This is a genomic window from Nocardia sp. NPDC051052 (assembly GCF_044456045.1).
In the GTDB taxonomy this organism is placed as follows: domain Bacteria; phylum Actinomycetota; class Actinomycetes; order Mycobacteriales; family Mycobacteriaceae; genus Nocardia.
On record NZ_JBITFL010000020.1, the window covers coordinates 49,206 to 71,391 of the forward strand.

The 22,186-nt window shown below is 61.7% G+C and carries 20 protein-coding genes; 19 read left to right on the forward strand and 1 reads right to left on the reverse strand.

From position 1 onward, the window contains the following. The first annotated feature begins 174 nt into the window (after positions 1-174). The 19 genes from ACIBCN_RS41325 (at position 175) to ACIBCN_RS41415 (ending at position 22,005) form a co-directional block, all read left to right on the forward strand. Positions 175-912, forward strand: coding sequence for an acyltransferase (locus ACIBCN_RS41325; protein WP_396997902.1), 738 nt, complete (start codon positions 175-177; stop codon positions 910-912). After that, the gene (locus ACIBCN_RS41330; RefSeq protein ID WP_396997903.1) at positions 909-2,180 is read left to right on the forward strand and encodes a hypothetical protein; all 1,272 of its coding nucleotides are present in this window, start codon (positions 909-911) and stop codon (positions 2,178-2,180) included. The genes ACIBCN_RS41325 and ACIBCN_RS41330 overlap by 4 nt, the downstream gene beginning before the upstream one ends. Beyond that, positions 2,177-4,342, forward strand: a complete 2,166-nt coding sequence (locus ACIBCN_RS41335) for a prenyltransferase/squalene oxidase repeat-containing protein (protein ID WP_396997905.1) — start codon at positions 2,177-2,179, stop codon at positions 4,340-4,342. Before ACIBCN_RS41330 ends, ACIBCN_RS41335 begins: the two co-directional genes overlap by 4 nt. A 463-nt stretch (positions 4,343-4,805) precedes the next feature. Beyond that, on the forward strand, positions 4,806-5,861 hold the full coding sequence (locus ACIBCN_RS41340) for a ParB/RepB/Spo0J family partition protein (RefSeq protein ID WP_396997907.1): 1,056 nt from the start codon (positions 4,806-4,808) through the stop codon (positions 5,859-5,861). Positions 5,862-6,526: 665 nt separating this feature from the next. Continuing rightward, positions 6,527-10,297, forward strand: coding sequence for a hypothetical protein (locus ACIBCN_RS41345; RefSeq protein ID WP_396997908.1), 3,771 nt, complete (start codon positions 6,527-6,529; stop codon positions 10,295-10,297). 131 nt (positions 10,298-10,428) lie between these two features. Then, positions 10,429-11,919 carry a hypothetical protein gene (locus ACIBCN_RS41350; protein ID WP_396997909.1) on the forward strand — a complete coding sequence of 497 codons (1,491 nt, stop codon included), beginning with the start codon at positions 10,429-10,431 and terminating at the stop codon, positions 11,917-11,919. Between the two features lie 395 nt (positions 11,920-12,314). After that, positions 12,315-13,055, forward strand: a complete 741-nt coding sequence (fabG, locus tag ACIBCN_RS41355) for a 3-oxoacyl-ACP reductase FabG (RefSeq protein WP_396997910.1) — start codon at positions 12,315-12,317, stop codon at positions 13,053-13,055. Between the two features lie 31 nt (positions 13,056-13,086). Further along, on the forward strand, positions 13,087-13,509 hold the full coding sequence (locus ACIBCN_RS41360) for a hypothetical protein (RefSeq protein WP_396997911.1): 423 nt from the start codon (positions 13,087-13,089) through the stop codon (positions 13,507-13,509). Continuing rightward, positions 13,496-13,972, forward strand: coding sequence for a 3-hydroxyacyl-ACP dehydratase FabZ family protein (locus ACIBCN_RS41365; protein WP_396997912.1), 477 nt, complete (start codon positions 13,496-13,498; stop codon positions 13,970-13,972). Before ACIBCN_RS41360 ends, ACIBCN_RS41365 begins: the two co-directional genes overlap by 14 nt. 84 nt (positions 13,973-14,056) lie before the next feature. Further along, on the forward strand, positions 14,057-14,317 hold the full coding sequence (locus tag ACIBCN_RS41370) for an acyl carrier protein (protein WP_396997914.1): 261 nt from the start codon (positions 14,057-14,059) through the stop codon (positions 14,315-14,317). Position 14,318: 1 nt separating this feature from the next. Beyond that, positions 14,319-15,527, forward strand: a complete 1,209-nt coding sequence (locus ACIBCN_RS41375; RefSeq protein WP_396997915.1) for a beta-ketoacyl-[acyl-carrier-protein] synthase family protein — start codon at positions 14,319-14,321, stop codon at positions 15,525-15,527. Further along, positions 15,524-16,645 carry a beta-ketoacyl synthase N-terminal-like domain-containing protein gene (locus ACIBCN_RS41380; RefSeq protein ID WP_396997916.1) on the forward strand — a complete coding sequence of 374 codons (1,122 nt, stop codon included), beginning with the start codon at positions 15,524-15,526 and terminating at the stop codon, positions 16,643-16,645. The genes ACIBCN_RS41375 and ACIBCN_RS41380 overlap by 4 nt, the downstream gene beginning before the upstream one ends. Further along, complete coding sequence (locus ACIBCN_RS41385; RefSeq protein ID WP_396997917.1) at positions 16,629-18,701, forward strand: beta-ketoacyl synthase N-terminal-like domain-containing protein; 2,073 nt, start codon at positions 16,629-16,631, stop codon at positions 18,699-18,701. The genes ACIBCN_RS41380 and ACIBCN_RS41385 overlap by 17 nt, the downstream gene beginning before the upstream one ends. A 92-nt stretch (positions 18,702-18,793) precedes the next feature. After that, positions 18,794-19,552: an alpha/beta fold hydrolase gene (locus ACIBCN_RS41390; RefSeq protein ID WP_396998058.1), complete on the forward strand. Its 759-nt coding sequence runs from the start codon at positions 18,794-18,796 to the stop codon at positions 19,550-19,552. Continuing rightward, a complete protein-coding gene (locus tag ACIBCN_RS41395; protein ID WP_396997918.1) occupies positions 19,549-20,496 on the forward strand; it encodes a thioesterase family protein in 948 nt (315 codons plus the stop codon). The genes ACIBCN_RS41390 and ACIBCN_RS41395 overlap by 4 nt, the downstream gene beginning before the upstream one ends. Beyond that, positions 20,493-21,134, forward strand: coding sequence for a DsbA family protein (locus ACIBCN_RS41400; protein ID WP_396997920.1), 642 nt, complete (start codon positions 20,493-20,495; stop codon positions 21,132-21,134). Before ACIBCN_RS41395 ends, ACIBCN_RS41400 begins: the two co-directional genes overlap by 4 nt. Next, positions 21,131-21,283, forward strand: coding sequence for a hypothetical protein (locus tag ACIBCN_RS41405; RefSeq protein WP_396997921.1), 153 nt, complete (start codon positions 21,131-21,133; stop codon positions 21,281-21,283). Before ACIBCN_RS41400 ends, ACIBCN_RS41405 begins: the two co-directional genes overlap by 4 nt. Beyond that, on the forward strand, positions 21,270-21,605 hold the full coding sequence (locus tag ACIBCN_RS41410; RefSeq protein WP_396997922.1) for a hypothetical protein: 336 nt from the start codon (positions 21,270-21,272) through the stop codon (positions 21,603-21,605). The genes ACIBCN_RS41405 and ACIBCN_RS41410 overlap by 14 nt, the downstream gene beginning before the upstream one ends. After that, entirely contained in the window at positions 21,592-22,005 is a 414-nt protein-coding gene (locus tag ACIBCN_RS41415; protein ID WP_396997923.1) for a hypothetical protein, read from the forward strand. The genes ACIBCN_RS41410 and ACIBCN_RS41415 overlap by 14 nt, the downstream gene beginning before the upstream one ends. On the opposite strand, the gene ACIBCN_RS41420 is transcribed toward ACIBCN_RS41415, so the two are convergent. After that, positions 21,987-22,160 (reverse strand): hypothetical protein, encoded by a 174-nt coding sequence (locus tag ACIBCN_RS41420; protein WP_396997925.1) that lies wholly within the window; start codon positions 22,158-22,160, stop codon positions 21,987-21,989. The genes ACIBCN_RS41415 and ACIBCN_RS41420 overlap by 19 nt on opposite strands. Positions 22,161-22,186 lie beyond the last annotated feature (26 nt).

Here is a 22,186-nt window from a genome sequence, read left to right on the forward strand (position 1 = left end):
TGATGCCAGTATACTGTCAGTGGAGCTGGTAAACAATTTCAGACTCCAGGGGGCTGGTACGTGAGTGATCTGTTTTGCGGCGATTCTTGGGTCAGGCACGGCGCGATTATCGACGAATCCACTGTCGGGCGAGGGGTTTTCGTTGGCTTCCGGGCGATCGTCCGACATGCCACTGTGGGGGACGGTGCCCAGATCGCCGCTCGCGCAAGCATTCTAGGTTCACGCGAGCGACCGGTCCGGATCGGCGACGGCGCCTGGATCGGAGTCGGAGCGTTCATCGGGTCCGGCGTCAAAGTCGGTGCGCACGCCATCGTCGGCGCGGGTTCGCAAGTGTACGAAGATATTCCGGAGCTGGCGATCAGCTACGGGCGGCCCGCCGTGATCAGGGGCGAGGCCATGACACGATTCGACGAGGGCGACGGTATCGCGAGTGTGTTGTCGATGGTGCGAAAGAGGGGATCGCGCAATACGACAAGCCTTTTCGACGGAGCACCCGTCGACCGTGACGCCTTCCTCGATTGCGCCGCAACGCTGGGCGCGGACGTCAGTATCGGTCGCGGCGCGATCATGATCGGCCGCCCCGACGGTCCGAGCCCCGACGGTGGAATCACGGTAGGGGATCGGGCCAGGCTGGGAGACTATCTGATCGCCGAGGGCGGTGGGGGATTGACGATCGAGCCGGATGTCGTTGTCGGCAGGGCGGTCACGATCACCACGTCCACACACGACCATCGCAGGCCGGGACGGCCGTGGACGCCCGCGCCCGTGCACATCGATGCCGGCGCCGTGATCGGTGACGACGCGACCATCGCCGGGCCGATCCGGGTCGGCGCGAGCGCGACTGTCGGGTGCGGCGCCGTCGTGACCGGATCCGTTGCCGCGGGCAGCATCTCGAAAGGCATCTTCCGATGAAGGTTCTGTACCTGCCCGCCGAAACCGGCACCGGACACAACATGCGCGCCTTCGCGATGGCCACGAAGCTGCGCGAACTCGTCCCGGACGTCGAGCAGCACGTCTACCTCGGCTCCAAGAGTCCGATCTTCAGCCCGCTGTTCGAATCGCTCGGAACGCGGGTGCATGTGGCGCCGGTCGAACGCGATCACGCCAACATCTCGCAGCTGGGAACGAGTTTCGACTGGACCACCTACGTCACCGGCTATCTGGACCGGACCTTCATCAGCGGTGACAAGATGCTCAATGCGGTCGCCCTGATCGGTGCGACCGTGCCCGATGTGGTCGTCAGCGACTACAACATCGCGGCCAGTCTGGCCGCCGAGGTCTCGGGTGTGCCGCACGTACTCGTCACCGAGCGCTACGACTTCACCCTGGGCCAACTGGAGAACGACACGCTTGTCGGCGCCGGTTTCGTCGTCAAGAACCCGGCTGAGGTCGACATGATCCGCACTGCCCTTACGACCCTGTTCGACTGGGTGACGCGTAGGGCCCGAGCGGTGATCACTGACAAGCCCCCGATCGATGAACTCGACCGCGACACTCCGGTATTCCGCGCTATGGCCGCCGGCCATGGCCATTTCCTCGGCCCGATCGTGCGCGACGAGTGCAGTGCCGCCCCGGTGCCGCGCAGCGCGGTCGACGAACGGTTCGGGCTGGCCGGCTCGGAGTACATCGTCGCCGGGTTTGGCGGTACCACGATGTTTGCCGAGAACAAGCAGCGGCTGCTGGACACCTATCTCAGTGCCTTCCGACGATTTCGGACTACACATCCGCGGGCCCGCCTGGTCGTCATCGGGCGGCAGGAATTCTCCGAGGAGGTCGATGGCGTCGTCTTCCTCAACTACGTCACCGACTGGCATTCGCTCATCAAGCACGCGAAAATCGTGCTGTCGCCACCGGGCTGGATCTCGGTGACAGAACTGGCGGTGATGAACGCCCCGGTCGCCTATGCGCTCAGTGGTCGCAACGAATACCACGAACTAGAGGCCATGCGCCGACTGGCGTTGCTCGGCTATCGGGTGGTGACGGAACCGGATGTGTCGGCGCTGCTGCGCATCCTGGACGAGGCGTTCTCCGCGCCGGATTCGTTCGTGCGCGCGGCCGCGATGGCGGCCGGAGCGATCGCACCGCTCGGCAACGGCGCCAAGGTAGCCGCCGAACTGATTGCCCGAGCGGCCGTCGAACCCGATGCGCGGCGCCGCGCGGACCTGCTGGAGTGCGAGTGACAGAACAGATTTCTCTTGCGGCACGCCTGGTTTCGGCTGGCGAACCACCGTCCGCCGTCTTCTCCTACGACGAACGTATCGTCACGCAGGAGAGCCTGCTCGCCGATGCGGCGCTGGCGGATCTGATCGCACTGCGCTCCGGCGGCGCACCGGGTTTCGTCGAGCGCTTCCGAGACCATGCCGACGGCGGATTCCACGAGATACTGGAACAGTACGGTGTGGTATCGGCGGCCGGTCGTCATCGCCGATTGGGCTCGCAGGCGCTGGCGTACGTCGCGGCTGTCCGCTGTGCTGTTGCGGACGGAGAGGCCGCGAGCGCGGCTCGGTTGCGCGCCGAACTCGGCGCATTTCTGGAACGGGTCACCGAATCGAATGTCGCCACGGTGTATCTCCCGGGTTCGGCTCAGCCGATCGATCGGCAGCGCCGGCTGGCGGATGTTGCGCTGGCGATTCTCGCTTGTCACGGTGCCGGGCTCGATTCGGCGGCGGCGTGGGAACTTGTAGGCGCCCTGTTCGACTTCTTCGACCATGACAAGGGCGTGTTTTGGGAGGTGCTGGAGCCCACCGGCGAACCCGATCGGCTGGAGGGACATCAGGTCGCCGGAAACGCCCTGGCGCTGTTGGCGCTTCGCGGCCTGGACCGGGCCGGGCATGCCATCGACCACGACACCTACGTCCGGCGGCCGCTGCGCTATCTGGACGCCAATCACCGGCACGTGCTGTCCGGTGGGTTCTGGAACCGCAGCGATGGATCCGGAAAAGTCAGCGTCGCGGTCGATCTCGCGTTGTTCAAGGGCACCGCATCACCGTTTCCGAAGAAGGATCTCGGCGATCACGGTCTGCTGTTCGGCGCGGCCCGGGCTTGGTCGAGCCGCTACCCGGACGAGACCGCACCGCTGCTCGCGACCTGTCTGGAGCAGGTCGTCACCTACTCCGACGGCTCGGGAATATTTCAGGGACAGGGCAATTGGTTCTCCACCCCCGTGGACCCGACCGTGCCCCTGGGGCGGCACGTGATGGTGCCGCCACGGACCCCCGGCGGTTTCCACGTCGGCAATTCCTCGTACGTGCTCTTCGGTACCAAATTCGCCGGTACACAACTGATCTGGGAGTTCTTCGATCCGGACGGCACGCTTCGGTCCGGCGTGCGTCCGGTCGAGAACGGTGCGTCCGCGGATGTGGCGACGTTGTCTCGGACGCCCTACGTGCCGGACCTGAGCTTCGTGGCGACGGGCCCGATCGCCACACCCCTGCTGCGCGTCGACGACTACCTAGCCTGGTTGGACTCCACTCGGGTCGGACCCGCCTACGGGCTGACGCCCTACACCTCACCGCTGTCGTTCCGCGCCGACAACACCCCGCAGAACTTCTCCGCACTGCACGTCGTCTCCGATCGGCTGGCATTGGGTCTGCCTCTCGACGACGTCGAAGCCGCGCGTCTGACGAATTATCTGTTCGCGGCGCAGAATTCGGACGGCGGCTTCGGCGAGGCGCCCGGGCTGCCTTCGGAATTGTTTACTACCTATTGCGTCGTGTTGGTCGCGTACGTGCTGAACCGCTGGGAGTTCGATGTCGAGTGCTGCCGCGAATTCCTGCGGCGGTGTCGACATCCGCGCGGTGGATTCGGCAACTTCCCCGGATATCCGGCCGACTCGTGGCACACCAATCTCGCGGTGCTCGCACTGCATGCGATCGGCGAACCGGCGTCGTCACACGAGCATGCGGCATCGTTCGTGCTCGGCTGCCGTAACGACGACGGCGGCTATTCGAGTGTCCCGAACGGGCCCTCGGAGACGTTTTCGACCTTCCGGGCCGTGGACAGCCTGATTCCGCTGGGATTCCGGCCGCCGGATCCGGATGCGACCATCGAATATCTGCGCGGCCTGCAGACTGCGGACGGCGGATTCCGGTATGGCCACGGCCGTGCGGTGAGTTTCGTCGGGACGTATCACGCGGTGGCCGCCCTATACCTGCTCGACGCCGAACCTGCGGATCCGGCAGCGTGTATTGATTGGATCGCTCGACACCAGAGCCGAGACGGCGGTTTCTCTCGACAATTCGACGCCCCGTCCGATACTACCGACGAAGGATTCATCGCCGTGCAGGCGATATTGATGCTGGAGCGGAAGCTCAACAAATACTGGGCATCGATTATGACATGAGGACGACAAGGCGATGACAGAGCACTACCCAGCAAGAGGTTCGATCGTTATCGGCGCGTGGCCATCCGGAGAAACGTCCTGTGGACAGCGTCCGATCGTCATGTTCTCGCCCGGCATCGGCATGTCGCGTGAACACCGCACAGTCGAAGACCTTCCCGGTGACGGCTTCATCGTGACTACCCCCAGCTGCACCTACGAAACCTTCGCGTCGGAATTCCTCGACGGACGGATCGGGAAGGGTATGGTGCCGCCGACCGCCGATCCGACAAAGTCCAGTCCGAGATCGCTGCCGCGTTTTCGACCCGGGTACGGATGCCGACCGGCATTCGCTGCCCGCCAACCTCGTCCACATACTCAATGTGTCGAAAGCCACGTTGTTCGGACATTCCTGCGCGGCGCTATTGCCGCGGCGCCACCACCTAGCTCAAGCTGAATTCTGATAACTATGGGGGGGATTTACTACATGAAGGCCGACAACAGCGTGCCGCGCCCGGTCAGACATATCTGGCGGGTAGAGGGTTCTTGTTCACTAGAGAGCAGTTCGAAGACATGGCTACCCGATCGGGAATCTGCTGGGCGGCAACCCAGACCGACGTCGGCGGTTGTACCGATCAGTTCCTTGTTTCCCGCCGATTCACCGCGACGCGAAGGAATAGACAGTGAGCACGTGCGCGCGCTCGCCGATACGGACGCCGCCCTGCCTCCAATATTGGTCCACCGCGGCACGATGCGAGTGATCGATGGTATGCATCGGCTCCGTGCCGCCCAACTGCGTGGCAACGACACTATCGAGGTCCAGCTTTTCGACGGCAGCCAGGACGACGCGTTTGTTCGAGCCGTCGAGGCCAACGTCGCACACGGACTACCGCTGTCGCTGGCCGATCGCAAAGCGGCTGCGGGTCGTATCCTCGCCGTACACCCCGACTGGTCCGATCGGATCGTCGCCACGATCGCCGGGCTCGCCGACACCACTGTCGGCGCCATTCGCCGCCGTCCAACGTCGGGATTGCAGCAGTCGGACACGAGGGTGGGCGCAGACGGTCGAACCCGCCCACTCAACAGCGCCGCGGGGCGACTGAAAGCCCGTGACGTCATCATCGCTCGGCCCGAAGCCACTCTCCGAGAAATCGCAAAGACAGCCGGCATCTCGCCAGAAACTGCGCGGGACGTACGCGAGCGAATACGCCGGGGCGACGACCCGGTCCCAGCGAAAGCCAGCGTTACACAGCCGGGATCGGTCCCATCACATCCCAAGCCTCCCGGACGTCCCGATCGGCACGCGCGGTCAATGGATCTCGAGGTTGCCTTGCACAAGCTCCGCAGAGACCCTTCTCTAAGGTTTTCAGAAACGGGACGATATCTGCTGCAATGGCTCGGCGTGTTTCAGGTCGACTCTGACGACTCGAGAGACATCATTCGAACAATTCCACCTCACTGTGCAGCCATTGTTGCCGAGCTGGCCCGTGGCTGCGCAGAAAAGTGGAAGCAGATCGCCGACGAACTCGACAAAAATCCGTAGGTCCAAGACCTGTGATCGACTGCACACCAGCCGACGTCGATCCGATAGGGGCCACCGGCCGGGATACTCAGGCAGGCAGGTTGCGCATTCATCGCACGTGCGAATTGGAAGGATTCGGCCGATAGGGAGTTTGTCCAACATTCGGGCCAACTGTCATTGACGCCGTCCGCCTGCTCACCGAAGATGAATACAACGAATACCGGTCGCGGCCGTATTGTAGGAGTGCTTGCTATGTCGGATTAAATCGAGGTGACGGTTGACGCCGAGGATGTCCTCGGCGATAATTGGGTCGCAATTCAATTCTTCGTAGGTGTGGGGCGAGCATCATCGCCCGCACCTCCGGATGACTTCACCATCCGTACCGGACGCGACATGCTCAAACCGGCGGAGTCGCAACAGAACCCGCGGGCATGGCCCGGGCTGGTATTTTTACTTCGGCGCGAGCCGATATTCTTGATTGCCGATGAGATAATCGTATCTCCAATACTTGCTTTCCTGTGCGTGAGGGCCGTTGAACGGGAATGTTGCCAATCGGGCTAATCTAACGCCTTCTGCCTTCTGCCTTCTGATCTCATTGCTATATATCTTCGCTTACTCTTTCGCCTTGCAATGCAGGAGAGGGTTGTGCAGAATCCGTTGAAACTTATCCGATAATCGGACGAATCTTGTTTTCGGTCGACATCATCGAGAAGCTGGAAAACAGAATGAACATTCCCTACTTCCTCTCAAATTTGACTGCCGCTCCGGAAACCGTCGATCAGCCTCCGATAGCGGGGAACGACATGTTCGCCGAAAAATCCGTCAGCGTTGCCGGCTTCTTTCCCGGTCTGGGTAGCCGGACTTTCTACCAAAACCTGGGCTGGTCCCTGCTGGACTCCGGCATCGCAAGCGTCACCGGCATCTATCAGGAAGCGGCTCGGGTGCTCGGTTTTCCGAACCGGCCCCACCTGCTGCTGATGGCACCCGAGAACCTTCCCGAAGGAAGGATGGAGCGACAGGGCTTCATCGGCGCCGTTCTACTGGTGCACAGCCTTGCTTTGGACGCCTACCTGCGGATCCAGATCGAAAAGAACGAGTCTCCCCTTCGGTTCGTCACGTATACCGGTGAAAGCTTTGGCATCCTCGCGGCCGCCGTGGCGAGCGGATCCCTGTCCGTGTCCGATGGAGTCCAAATCGCTCGGGCGTTCACGCCGCTGATGCTGCTGGCCGCCGAGGGCGACCGCAGCGACGAGCCATTCGCCCGAGACATGGCGACCTACCTGCCCGAGGCAATCCGGCACACGCCACTGGTTCCCGAGCCCTCTCACGTCACTGCGGTGCAGGCGCGCAGCCCCGAAGAGCTGGCCGTAGTCCTGGGCAGCTTGGGCGAGACCTACCCGATTACCGATGTCGAGCTGCACAAGACCTATTCGCCGACACAAGCGAATGTCTACGTCCGCGCCGGAATCAAGTCCGATTTCGACATGTACATGACCGCCTTTCCGGATGTGACCACCCGGAGATTGAAAGATCCGACGGTTTTTCTGGCTCACTCCGCTCGCATGTGGCCGGCCCGCCACGCACTGGATCAATTCATGGACGCCAACGAGATCCGCTTCGACGATCCTCGCATTCCGGTGGTGTCGAACCATGATGTCTCACTGCTTACCGGTGCGGCCGATATCCGTCGAGCGGTGCTGGCCATGACCGATCAAGTCATGGCATCCCGGGATACCTGCGAGATGCTCGGCACCCTCGATATCGACATCGTGCTGGAGCTGGGACTGGGCAAGAAATCTGTCCAGTTGTTGCACGACAACAATATTGCCCCCTCCGTCGCGGCCTACACGGGAAGCTGGCTCGACACCGACCGACTCCTGCGTGCCGTCGATGGAGTACATAGTCTGACAACGCAATTGGCAGAGCTTCATACCATTGCGGACAGGCTGGAGAAAAAGCACTATGACATCCTCCGAGACCTGTTCCGGCTTGCCGCATCCAGCGAATTCTGCGACGACTATCTCGCCCGCACACTTGGGCGCGTGATCATCACGCAGATGCTGCCATCCGATCGAGCCGGGGCGCCCGCGTTCTATCGATTCTTGGAAGTCTTTCAGCACACGCGGAAATACCGCCGACACATCTCCGCCGAGCGGGGTGAGTTGATCACCAAAGCTCGACTGAAGAAGCGGATTACGGGCGGCGATCCCGCGCTACTCGGCAAGGCCTACCTCGAACTCGAGGTCATCGATGACGATGGCTACACCGAGGTGCGGGCCGTCGACTCCGCCCACCCAGAGGTGATCGTCGTTCACTTCGACAGCCTGCCGGATCTCGACGGGAAGGATTTGGCCAGCAGGATCCAACTGCTGCTCGACGCCCAGCCGACTGCGCTTCGGGCCTACCACGAGGTGCTATTCCTGCTGGAGGGCGAGTACCTCGATGACGATGATGTTTTCGATGCGGGCAGTCGAATTGCCTACCAGTACCTATTGTTTCACGCCCTCGACGAGCACCGGCCCGCTTTGTTCGCGCAGAGCGACTTCTATCTGGAAGGTAGCGATCCACTGGGATGGCTGGCCGCTCTGGCGGTCTCCGGCGCGATCTCCCTGCACGATGCGATCATTCTGAGCGCAGCGCAAGTTCGAGCGGAGTCCTGCGAACCGATGATGTCCGGCATCGTCGAGGCCGAAATTCCCCTGGTATCGCCCGAGGGTGTGCTGATTCAGTCCGAGAAGGACCTCGTGCATGCCACCCAGGTCGTGCTCCGGCGCAGCGCGCCGAGCATCGACGTGCGACGGATCCGTCTCAACGGCAATCGCCAGATCATCACCTTCGGCTCGAACCTGGCCGACGCGGACATCGACGAGGGTCCATATGAAACGGACATCGTCGCCATATCCGAACCGGCCGAGGTGTGGAAGACACGTCTCAATCTTGCCCTGGACGAATTCGAATACGCCTGCGTGCTCGCCCTGACCGACGAGCACATCCGGGTCTGTGAGAGCGCCCGCAGCCGCAGAATCCTCCCCAGTACGGTATATGCCTATATCGACATCGACGAGTCGATCGTCGGCTTCGGCAGGGGCGGAAGCGAGTCCATGACGATCTTTGTCAGAAAAGCCCGCGGGGATAATGTTGTGGTCCGGAAGATCCTGAGCGAAACGTTGACGACCGCGCCATGGGATCCGGACGGTACCGGCGTCATGCTGCCGCCGTTCGAGAAGGCCAAGAAACAGGCCGAATTCCTGCAGGCACTACCGGATTCGGTACGCAGCTACTTCCCGGAGGTCTATTCCATTCTGGAACGGGAACTTCCGCTCCCGCCCCATCTGCACCGGGACGGCCGGGCGTTCGGCCGCGAAGTCATCTACGAGATGGAGTATATTGCCGGAGAAGAGGTCAGTCGGTTCGTCGAGAAGCAGGCACCGCCGCCGGCGGTTGTTGCCCGCCTCTACGAGCAGATCATCTCCGTGCTGCACCGCGACGTCCACAGCGTGGGCCGCGTACCAGCTCCGGGCGAGACGCTGGAAGTCTCCTATTTCAAGAAGATCGAAGATCGTCTGAATCTGTGCCGTCGCACCGCACCGCAGACCTTCAACGCATATCTGCTCGACACTGAACGAATTATTATCAATAATATGTCCTACCTCAATTCGTCGGCCCTGCTGCGGCGCTTCCGGGAATCCTCGGTGTTCCTCAAAATTCTTGAGCCTGCCTTCCATTCACTCGTCATGGGTGATACAAACACGGAGAACATCAAGATAGTTGATACCGCGCCGCTGTTGCACGCCCAGCGAGCGATCGAATCCGAAGCGTCACAGTTGGATATCGATACGGCGCTGGCGGCCATCGCATCGGTGAAGATCAAGTTTCTGGATCCACGGGCCATCGGCTTCAAGACCGAGGGAATGGACACTCGCGACGACGCGATGTACGATAATAAGCCTTGGCACAATTCCATCGGACATTACGATGAGATTCACTTCGAACAATTCACGATAAACGTAACAGCAGGTGTGGGTAAGACCCCTGACATTGATATCTCGTTTCTGGCGGGCAACCCGTACCAGAAGGCATACCGGGTGCGGGATGTGGTCGCCACGGGCGGTTTCGTCGATACCAAGGCGCCTATCGGTATCGAGGACTATTTCGCCCCGGTGATGACGGCCGCGCTCGGGCTGGACGATCCGGAATCGGCGTTTTTGCGAGACGACCCGTACTGGTTGATCCGATTCGTCTTCATGATGGGACAGCATTTTACGGCCATGCCGCCGTTTCATTTTCAGAAAGAGCTGGACGGCACGCTCATGGATGAGTATCAGACACAACGCCGTCCGGTCGCGATCTATTGCGAGGGCATTAAGTGGCTCAACTGGGCTCTGCAGATGCTTGAAGGAACCAGGACCGAATTCCTGGGCATCGAAGTACCCTCACTGAACCACCTGAGCCGCTGAGGATCTGCCGTTTACAATCTCGGAAAGATAGCCTGCAACAGCTGGCCAGGGGCCCATATGATCGGTACCCAGGGAGCCGCATGGTGTGCGGCATATGCGCAAGACATACATCCCTTTGGAGGATTGAATTCATGAACTCTGTTCCGCGCTCACTTCCCATTTCCGGGCTGAGCGATATGCCCAATGAATCCCGGATGATCGCGACCCCGTGGAGCAGAATGCTTCGCGGCCTCGGCCTCGGCCAGTATCCCATCGACTATGACCCGACTGTCGCCGGACACATCCGGGACGCCTTCGACCAGTTGGCGAAGAAAGTGTCACAGTCCGACGGCTACACCCTGTTCTGCCGCGAAATGGCGGACTTCACGCTGAAGGTCGCCGACTCCCGCCGCGACCGCGCCTGGATAGCATCGGCTGTGGGGCCGCTGCTGGAAGCTGTCCGGTCAGTGCCTAACCCCTACTACCGAGCCACGGCCGGAAGCATTCTCATGGACGCCTTCGCCAAGCTCAATCTCGACCTGTCGCTGTTGGTCCACGACGAACTGGACTTTCCGGCAGAGGTGCTCGGCATGCTTGACGAGATCGCTCCGGATCAGATCGCGGACGAGAACCAGGGGCGGCATGGAGAGTATGAGCGGGTGTCCGCCTGCTGCACGGTCTTCCTCGCCCTGGGACAACTGGGACTGCGAGACCGCTTGGTCACCGCTGAGCGAAACCACATCATCGAGGCGCTGAACCTGCTGGAGCACTTCCCCATTCCCTACTTCTGCGGGCGAGTGGGTGGGATGCTGATGTCTGTGATCGCGCTGCTCAACTACAGCGAGCACATCTTTGACGGTGAGCGCGACTACATGGCGGAAGTTCTCGAGTATCTGACGCGGGCCGACGAGGTGGGGAACTGGCCGGCCTTCCCCAACCCCATGCCGACCCCTTGGCTGAAGGTCTATCCGCTGCTAACGATGCTCAACGCGGTCGCCATGTGCGGCAGGGCGGAGTATCTGACTCGGCCGATCGACGCCCTGGCTGAGGCCAAGAACCTGATGGGCCAGATCCCCTGGGACACCCGAGTCCACATGTCGCAGTACTACGTCGTCGCCTTGCACAACCTGGGGCGCCTGCAGGACGAGCTGCCTGACCTGGACGCCTTTATGCAAGACGTCGCGGCGGTCCTGGACACCCTCGACCCCGGGGAGAACTTCTCGCCCCGAGGCAACGCCTATCCCTACATCATCGAGCTGTCGATGATGACTGGCCGGATGGATCTAATTCCGGACGAGGCGCTGGTGCGCATGGCCGATTCGTTCCCCGATCTGGACCGTAGCGGCGACTGGGCAAACCGCATCGACGACAATCGGGCAAATCGCGCGTTCCCGGTCAGCTACGCACTCAACGTTCTCGGCGAGATCGGTGCCGCGGAGCTGATCTTCGCTCCGCGGGACCGCTACGAGGGCCGCTCGGCCATCGCCTGGGTCGTCGAGAACCTGTCCGAAGGCGCCAAGGAAGAGGGCGATCGGATCTCGATGATCGATCATTCCCTGGTCAGCTACGCCCTACGGATGCGCGGCGCCGACACGGGGGAGACCGAGCTGTTCGAGACCTTCGTGTTTCCCTTCTCGGGATGAACTAGCAGCGTGAACGCGGGGTAGCGACGGACCATGATCCCTGCTATCGCTAGTGACCTGAGTTGGCCGCGACGACCGGCAGCGCGAGGAGTCCCGGCTGGGAAGCCCTGGATGCTCGACGGTGCTGTTTGCGATGGCGAGCGGTAAGAAGGATTCGACCGCCGCTTCGAATATCGGAATCTCGACGCGCACGTACCGTCGCCACGTCGTGGTCGCGATAGTAGCACTGAGAGCTGAAAGCAGATTTCAGGCAGGAATGGTGTGCCGAGATGTTTACAGCCCTGTATCCACGCTGTGGAAGCATTCTAAACGGCGGCAAGTTGCCGTCCCATTGACAGGTGGGGACACCGCTCGGATACTTATCAATAGTCGCCGATTGAATGAGGTTCAGTAAAATGAATAAACGTGGAATGGCGATTGTCACCGGAGGCTCGAAGGGGATCGGACGCGCCGTCGCGATTCAACTCGCATCCGATGGATACGATATAGCATTCTGCTACCGCAGTGATTCGAATGCTGCTGGAAGTGTCGAGAAGGAGATATCGAGACTCGGCGTCGGTTGTTTTCATGAAAAATGTGATGTCTCTGATCTGGATGCCGTAAAATCGTTCGTTGCGGCAGCCGAAGCAGAGCTCGGCGACACAGTGGTGCTGGTGAATTCGGCCGGGATTGTCCGAGACAACCCCATGGTATTGTTGTCAGCGGAGCACTGGAATGAGGTTATCGATACCAACCTGACCGGCACATTCAATTTATGTCGAACTGTCGTCTTCGGACTCATGAAGCGCAGGTGTGGCGCTATTGTCAACATCTCCTCGGTTGCGGGGGTGTTCGGGAATGCTACCCAGGCAAACTATTCGGCGGCGAAATCAGGTATCCACGGTCTAAGTCGCTCGTTGGCGAAGGAAGTGGCCGGTTACGGCGTACGAGTAAATGTCGTTGCGCCAGGATTTATCGAGACCGATATGACATCGGGAATGCCCGAGAAGAAACTAGCTGCCATTCTGGAAAAGATACCCATGAAAGTTGTGGGGCAGCCTGAGCATGTTTCCGGACTAGTATCATTCTTGGTCTCCGGCCGTGCATCATATATTACGGGTCAGGTTATACAGGTAGATGGCGGAATAGTTTTGTAGACCGCAGTCGAAGAGCCCGAAGGTTTGTTAGATGTCAAATTCAGGTACCCGAAGTACTCCATTGCGTGCGATCGATGGCCATGTTCGATTAGACGGACGCGAGATCGTCGCTGAGAAGATGGTGAAAAGCGATGACCCGTATCTTTCTGGACATTTTCCAGACTTCACGCTGTACCCTGCTGTATTCCTGATAGAAGGTGTCAGTCAAATGCTTGACGAGCATCTAGCTGCGGTGCACGGAGGAAATGATATGGTCAACCTTGTCGAAGTGCGAACGGCGCGTTTCACCGCACCCATGCTGGTCGGCGACATGATCGAAATACGAGGTCGCCTGGAGCTCGGTGAAAATATTGCCGATATCAAGGCAGTATGCACCAACAGCACTGGCGTGAAGGTCGGCAGAATAGATGCCGAATTCTCGATCGTGAGACGGAGTCCCGGTGCTGGATCATAGCGCAATCAGGGCTATCATGCCGCACGGTCATCCGATCCTTTTGATCGATGCTGTCGATGAATTGGATCCCTTCCGGAGAATCGTCGCGCGAAAGGCTATATCCGGCTGTGAGCCGTGTTTCGCTGGACTGAAGAGTGATCTCTCCATGGAAGCGCTCGCCTACCCGAGGCCGCTGTTGATCGAGTCCTTCGGGCAGGCCGGCGGGATCTTGTGGCTGGAGAGCCTCAGGCGAGAAGGCGACCGGCAGGCTGGGCAGTTGGTTTTCGCGGCATTGCGGAATGTGCGGTTCCACCGTTCCGTATTTCCCGGCGATGTCATTCGTCAGACGGTCGAGGTCGACCACATCATCGGGAACAACTTCTTCGTGTCCGGCGCGGCCAGCGTTCGCGACGACCCGGTAGTGACGTTCGGGGAAGCGATCGTGTCGATTCGTCCGCAGGCCGAGTTGATTTCCGCTCGTTGAGCGGTGGAAGCCCAAACGGCGGGTCCGGGGCGTTATGGGTTTGAAGCACTTTATTTCCGGACGTCAACGAGAGAGAGAACGACAATGTCTGTATCGGTCAATACTGAAATCCTGGAAGACCTCCGCGAGATGATCGCCGAGATATTGGAGGAGGAGCCGGCGGATATCACCGAGACCAGCCTGTTCGTCGAGGACCACGAGGCCGACTCGTTGCGCGCGATCGAGATTCTCGCGCGCATCGAGAAGAAGTACAAGGTATCGATCCCCCAGGAACGCCTGGCTGACATGATCAACTTGCGGGCGGTTTACGACGCCTTGATCGATGCCGCCGACGGTCGGGTCTGACATGCGGAACCGGGTAGTTGTCACCGGGATCGGCCCGATCGCCCCAATCGGTGTCGGTATTGCCGCCTTCTCGGCCGCGCTACGGGCGGGATCGAGCAAGGTCGGGCCGGCCCGCCGGGTCGACGCTTCGGGAATACCGCACAATTCCGTATCCGAATTCGGTGACATCGACCCGGCCGAGTACGTGCGGTCGATCGATCGTGATTCCTGGGGTCCGTCGAGCGTTGCCGCTGCCGCGGCGGCGCGCCTGGCCGTAGAAGACGCCGGGCTCAACCGGAATCTCCTACGCCGCGGGCGCGCCGGATCGGTGATCGGAACCACCTGCGGTGAGGCCAGATTGCTCGAAGCCGCAGTGCGGCAGCGTGCGGTGGGTGGGTACGAGTCGATCCATGGAGATCTGATTCGCAAGGTGCCGACCTACCGGCTCGGCGTCGCGGTAAATCGTGAACTCGGGATCAATGGTGAAGCAATTACGCTGACGAGTGCCTGCGCCGCAAGCAATTTCGCGGTCGGCTATGCATACGATGTGGTCGGTTCGGGAGATTCCGAGATGATGATCGCGGGGGGTGTCGACCTCGCCACGCTCTACACGATGGCCGGTTTCTACCGGGTCGGCACGTTGTCCAAGAATTACTGTGCTCCGTTCGATCGGGACCGGCAGGGCATCATCCTCGGTGAGGGTGCTTGTGCATTGGTGCTGGAATCACTGGACTCCGCGCTCGAGCGTGGTGCCCGGATCCACGCCGAGGTGCTCGGCTACGGCGTCAACTGTGATGCGAAGAGCCCGATTTCACCGGATCCCGGAGGGATCGCCGAATGCATGCGCCGCGCTCACCGCAATGCTGGGGTGAAGGCGGAGGAGATCGACTACATCTGCGCGCATGGCACCGGCACGCCCGCGAACGATGTGGCCGAAATCGCTGCCCTGCGCATGGTGTTCGGTGACACGATGCCATCGGTCAGCGCTATCAAGTCCATGCTCGGTCACACCCTCGGGGCGGCGAGCGGATTCGGCGTCATTGCATCTTGTCTGGCGGTGCGCGACGGTTTTCTGCCGCCGACGATCAACCTCGCCGCCGTCGATCCGGCATTCGCGGATCTGGATCTGGTGGCCAACGAATCCCGTGACGCTGATGTACGGATCGCTCAGAACAACGGGTTCGCCTTCGGCGGGAACAATGCCATCACAATTATCGGGAGATATGAATGAACACGATCGTCATCACCGGGTTGGGTGTTGTGTCGGCGATCGGGGTGGGTGCCGATGCGTTCACCACGGGGTGGACTCAGCGTCGCAGCGGCATTACCGACGCTTCTGGAATGTACGACGAGAAGTTGCCCTATGAACGAGCTGGCGTGGTCGCGGGTTTCGATGTGGTCGCGTATCTCGGCAAGAAGGGAACCAGTTCCTACGATCGAACCACGGCGATGACAGTGGTCGCCGTCAAGCTGGCGCTCGAGGACGCCGGCCGTTATCGCGCGCCGGAGCGGGACGACGAGATGAGCGTCATTCTCGGCGCCACCACCGGTGCCCTACAGGCGACGGTGGACTTCATGCATGAGACCTGTGTGAGCGATCCGCCGTATCTGGTGAACCCGATGAAGTTCCCGTATGCCGTGATGAACGGCCCGGCGAGTGCGGCCGCGATCCGGCATCGCCTCGGCGGCGCCAATGTGACGATTTCCGGCGGGCAGGTGGCCATGCATTCGGCACTCGGTTACGCGCGCCGCCACTTGGCCAGCGGCCACGGGCCTGTTGCGGCAGTGGGCGTGGTCGACGAATTCACTCCGGCGCGGGCGTGGGCATCGAAGCTCGCGCGTGACGACGTCTCCGGCCGGGCTCCGATCGGTGAGGCGGCCGTGTTCTTCGTGGTCGAGGACGTCGCAGCGGCACGAGCAGCCGGCCGTCGGGTCGACGCCGAGATCCTCGCCGTCGTCAGTGGCCTGTATGGATATCCAGGTTCTGTTGACGACTCGGTCTCGGGTTTCGTCGCCTGTATTCGCACCGCTCTCGAGCGGGCGGGTGTGGCGCCGGACGAGGTGTGGGCGGTGGCGTCGTCGCTGGGCGGCTCGCCTCGGCGCGACGCTATTGAACAGGCCTCGCTCGCAACGGTTTTCGGCACCGACATGCCGATCGTGCTGCCGGTGAAAGAATTGCTCGGCGAGACGTACACGGCAGCTGGTGGTCTGCAGCTCGCCGCGTTGCTCGCCGAGCACCGCTGCGATCCCGCGCGAGACGGCGCGATCTCATTGGTCACGTCGGTGACCTCGGAGGGAATGGTCGGGGTAGCGGTAGTGCGGGGGTGGAGCCGTGCGGCTGGCCATTAACGGATATGCGGCGCGGACCTGCCTCGGTGACGCCGAACAGACCTTTTCTGCTATGTGCCGCAATGTCATCGGAGCCTCGCCGTTGCGACAGGACCGTGGGGATGCGGCGCGCCTGGGCATCGGTCGCGCCTTCCAAGTGCCGGGAAGCCCCAGCACCCGGCGGGCAAGCACCTGGCTGGCCGAGGTCGTGACGGCCGCCGTCGCCGATGCCGGGTTGGACGTCGCAAGCCGGAGAGTGGCGGTGGTAGTCGGCACCGGGCTGCGGGAATTGCCGACGTTGGAACGCTGGAGCCGCGACGGTGCGGACATGAGAGTGCATGAGCTGCATTTCGCCGAAGCGGTTCGTAACGCGTTGCCCGGGGTCGTCGAAGTACTGACCCTCTGCAATGCGTGTTCGGCGGGCAACCATGCGTTGGCGGTGGCTACCGACATGATCGCGGCCGGGGAAGCCGACGCGGCGGTGGTCGCCGCATGCGACGCGATGTCGGAGAGCATGCTTGCGGCCATCGCCCGTACGGTTGGCGAACAACAGACCGGGGTGGTGCGCCCCTTCGACGTCGCCCGGACCGGCCCGCTCCTGGGTGAGGGCGCCGCCGCAGTGGTTCTGGAACCAAATGTGGAACAGGCACGGTACGGGTGGCTGCGATCGGTCGGATTGTCTTGCGACGCACACCATCCGACGGCGCCACACGCCGACGGAATGGCACGCAGCATGGTCGATGCCCACCGGCGCGCCGGAATCGATGCCGGCGAGGTCGATCTCGTCGTCATGCACGCCACGTCCACCGTGCTCAACGATCTCACCGAATCCGCATCGCATCACACGGTTTTCGGCGACGCCGCTGGTCGACCGCTGGTGACCGGGCTAAAGGGGTATATCGGGCATACCTCCGGCTCGGCGTCGCTGATGAGTCTTATCGTGGCCCTGCAGGCCATGCAGCAGCGGTGCGTCCCGGCGATCGCGGGGTTGACCGACCCGATTCCGGAAGTTCGTGATCTGTCGCTGGTCATCGGTGAGGCTGTGACGGCGGAACCGGCGATCGCACAGATCAACGGTTTCGGCTTCGGGGGAGTCAACGCTGTGGCCGTGATCGCCCGCGCCGATGCTGATCGGGACAGTGCCGTCGAACCGGTTCGCCGAACCGTCGCTATCAGCAGTTATAGTGTCCATGTTCCGGGGGCGGGCGGCGATCAAGTATTCGGTTCGGCCACGGCGGCCGACATGGTCGAATTGACCGATATCGCATCCGTGCTCGGGCGAAAGGGGCTGCTGTATTCCGATCCTGCAACCCTCCTCGCCTGGTGCGCGGTGCAGCGCGCCCTCGGATGCCCGGACGGAGGGCGGCCACGAGAACCGTTGCCGCAAGCGGATCGAACCGCGGTCGTCGTCAGTTCGAATCTCGGCAACGTCCACACCGTTTGCGACATCGTTGCGCGGGTTGCGCGGGAGTCGTATCGGGCGGTGAGCCCGCTGGAGTTGCCGAATGCGTCCAGCAATGTGATCGCCGCGGCCATCGCCCTGCGATTCGGCTTCACCGGTCCCAATCTCATGCTGTGCAACGGAGCGACCTCGGGCGTCGACGCGGTGCGGGCCGGCGCCCGGCTGATCGGATCCGGTCGCGCAGATCGCGTTGTGGTGGTGGGAGTCGAACCGGCCGACGACACGGCAACCGCCGTGATGGTTGCAAGCGGAGCCGATCAGCCTGGTGCTGTCGCCCTACGAGCCGCCGCCGCGTGTGTGGTGCTCGAACCCGCACGCGGTACGGGCGTCCTCGTCGGCCACGGAGGTCTCGAGAGATCGTGGGACGAGTTGGCGGAAAACGCGATTCGCCCATCCCTGTGCATGGTTCCGCACGGGCGCGACCTCGTGGCGAGGCAGCAGGTAGATCTGACCGCACGACTGGGTGAGACCTACGGGGCACACGGCGTGCTCCAGGCCGCGATCGCCGCGCACCTGCTCGGCACTGGGGAGCATCGGCAAGCGCTGATCGTCGCGGGGGATCGTCCGGACGGTTACGCCTGGCTGCGACTGGACGCGGAACGAGGCCGACAATGACCAGCGTTCCACCGAAGGCCGAAACGTCTCAGGGCGCCGGTCATGCCTGGCAGTCGGTGGGCCGGACGGAGGTCGGCGCCGGGCGTCTGGAAATGTTCGGCCGGTCCGAACGGCCGGCACTGGTAATGCTGCATGGCCTGGAGGACCATTGGCAGAGTTGGCGCCCGCTGGCCGACCGGCTCGCTGATCGTTTCCGCTGTTACGCACCGGACCTGCCTTGGCATGCGGGCAGTGAATACCGCTGGGGCACTTGGGCAACCGCGGCGCAATGGATCGATGAGGCACTTGCTCTGGTGCCCGACGTCTCCGTGGTGGTTGCACATTCACTCGGAGCTGTGGCGTTGCTGCGGTGGCTGGCCGCCGATCCGAGTCACGGTTTGGGCGCGATCGTCCTGCTGGCCCCGTTCTATCGGACGCAGTCCACCACGATCCAACCGCTCGAGCAGACGATCGTGGACATCCGGTCCGCCGCCCGCGGAGCCATACGCGGGCGCCTCGGCGACCGGGTCGATCATATCGAGCCGGACGTACTTGATCTCATGGTGGCGAAGATGTTCGAACGGATGGGACCGCACGGGCTGCTCGCGATCAGCGATATCTTCCTGTCCACCAGCGGGGCGGATCTGACCGGCAATTCGACACCGATTTTTGTGCTGGCAGGGACGGATGACGAAGGAATACGTCGAGACCGAGCCGACGCGCTTGCCAAGGATATCCCGAACACTGAGATCGTCCTGCGGGACGACCTCAGTCACTTCTGCCACAGCCAACAGCCCGATCGCGTTCACGACCTGATCGTGGAATTTCTGAACCGGGCGCTGCCGGAACACAATTCGAAGGAGATTCGATGACCTCGATGCCCGCGGCAACGACGCATGTCGGACGCCCGCGCTTCAACGGCGCCAATATCCACAAGTACATCGGTTTCAAGAACTTCATGTTCCTTGCCGAAGATGCAGTGCTGCAACACTTTCGGGAGGGTGGAATCGCACCAGGCCGAATGTTCGACGACTACGGGCTCGGTCTCGAGATTGTCGACATCTCCACTCGACTGATCAATATCATGTCGATCGACGACGAGATCGAAGCAGTCGTCGAGACGGTGTCACAGGCACGGGGACCGGGGATGGTCGTGAAGGTGAGATTGGATGCGATTCGGCCGGACGGCCGAGTACAGGTCCTCGGCGGCAAGCTTCGCGTTGTCTTCGTCTCGGAACGGGACGGGACACCGGTGCGGCAGACGCCGGAGGGATTGGCCGAGTTGACCGTTCCCGAAGTGTCGGCGATCTCGGGTGCCAGTGCGGTGATCGAATTTCCGGACGATCCGGTCGCCACGCTCGCACCTGAGAACGGATTTCTCTGGGAACTGCAGATCCCGTACTACTTTTGCCACTGGTACACGCGGATGCAGAGCAATGGGTACATTCGGCTTCTCGAAGAGGGTACCGATCGATTCCTGCGTCATGCCGGCCTCGGCATCACCGAATTACTGGCGCAGCGTGACTGGATTCCTCTGGTGTCACGGGCTCGGGTGCAGATGCATGCCGACGCGTATATGGGCGAGACGATGTACATCACCTACGTTGTCGACGACATTCTCAAGAACACCGTCTACGACTCCACCATGACCTGCTGGGTTCGTCGTGACGATCACCTGATCAAAGTGGCGACCTGCACGATCCTGCATGGCTGGATGATCGCTCGCGGGCCGTCGAAGTTCGAAGGTTTGATAGCCATCGACGAGCAGACCGCCGAACTCCTGCTTGGCGGTGCTACGAAGGCGGGGCTGTCATGAGTTGTCGCGCTCCCCGCCCGAAGTTCTATTTCTCACTGCAGAGCCCATACAGCTGGTTCGCCAGCGTGCTCCTGCAACGGCATTTCCCGGATGTTCTGGCCGGTGTTGAGATGATCCCCATGTTCCGGCCGGACGAGCAGGCGCGCCAGGCGATGCGAGAGCGCGGGGTCGAACTGCTCTACGCCGAGATGACCAAGGCGAAGCATATGTACATCCTGCAGGACACGAAACGGCTTGCGGCACAACTCGATCTACCGATTGTGTGGCCGATCGACCGTGACCCGTGGTGGGTGCTGCCGCATCATGCGTGGTTAGCTGCCAAGCGCACCGGCGATGCGGATCGGCTGTACTGGGCACTGGTGGCAGCTCGTTGGGAGCGGGGGGAGAACATCTGCGATCCGCACACGGTGCAGCGGATTGCCCATGGCATCGGTCTTGACGGCGCGGCTGTGGCGGCGGCCGCGGATGATCCGGCCATCCGCGAGGAGGGCATGGCCTGTATCGAGGCCGCGTATCTCGACGATATTTTCGGAATGCCGTACTTCAAGGTCGGTCCGCACCGCTTCTGGGGTGTCGACCGGATTTCCGACTTCGTCGCAGCGTTTCGGCGACAACAGGAGAAGGTGGCGACGAAGTGAGCATCGCACAGTTGGAATTCGGTATCGCTGCTGCGGTGCTGCATTCTCATATGATCGAGCCGGATTCGGATCCGCTGGACGGGATTCCGGTGGAGGTGCGAGAAGCAGTCGGCTGCTTCGACCTCGATACTGCAGGTGGCTGTGGCTGACATCTGTTTCATCGAAACCGGAATTGAGGACCTGCTCGTCTCGTTTCGTGAAATCAATTGGTGGTCGAGGGTCGCCACGAAGTCTGTTTTCGGTTTGTCGGTCATCTTCGTAGATCGCGCGATTTCCCAACTGGCCGAGCCGGAGGTTCGGCGGCTCTACTCGGAGGCACTGCAAACGGTGAGCGTACAGGTTTTGGTGCGCAGTGAGATCGACGCCGTGCAGGCGCGCGTATCGACGACTGCCTGCAGTTTTCAGGTGATCGGTATCGACGAGTTCGCGGAAATACTGATGGATAAGGGAAGGCATAGTGTCTGGCATTGACAGCGTCGATCGTCCGTCGATTCTGATCGTATCCGAGTTCGCTCCATATCAGACGAATCTGTTCGCACTGGTAGCGGAAACAACCTGTGCGCTGGTCAGTGCCGGCGCCTCGGTCACGTTGTGGATGTGTGGATTTTCCACGATGGCGTGCAGCTCGACGACAGGGACCGAGACCTCACCGTTGCTGAGCCTGGACAAGAGCCGGCCGCCGACAATGAAGGGTCTGCTCGTCGCGCTACGGAAACAATTCCTGGGGTGTCTGCGGGTCGTCTGTTGCGCAGAATGCAGCGGGGAACGCGGTTATTCGGTCGACCGCGAGCACTTCACCGTCGGATATCTGGCCCATTATTCGCGGTACGTCGAGGAAGCCGATAAAATCTACTATTTGGGCAGAGCATGAGCAGGCGGCAACTCGTCATAGTCCCCCGTCTGGATCGAGGTCTGCTCGAGCGTGCCGGGAAGGGCCTGTTCGACGCACTGATACTGCATCAGCGCATCGGACCGGTCGATGTGTTGATACGGCGGCGTGCGCTCGAAGATGTTGTGCTCCGGCATGCGGTACACCAGGTCCCGTCTTCAGT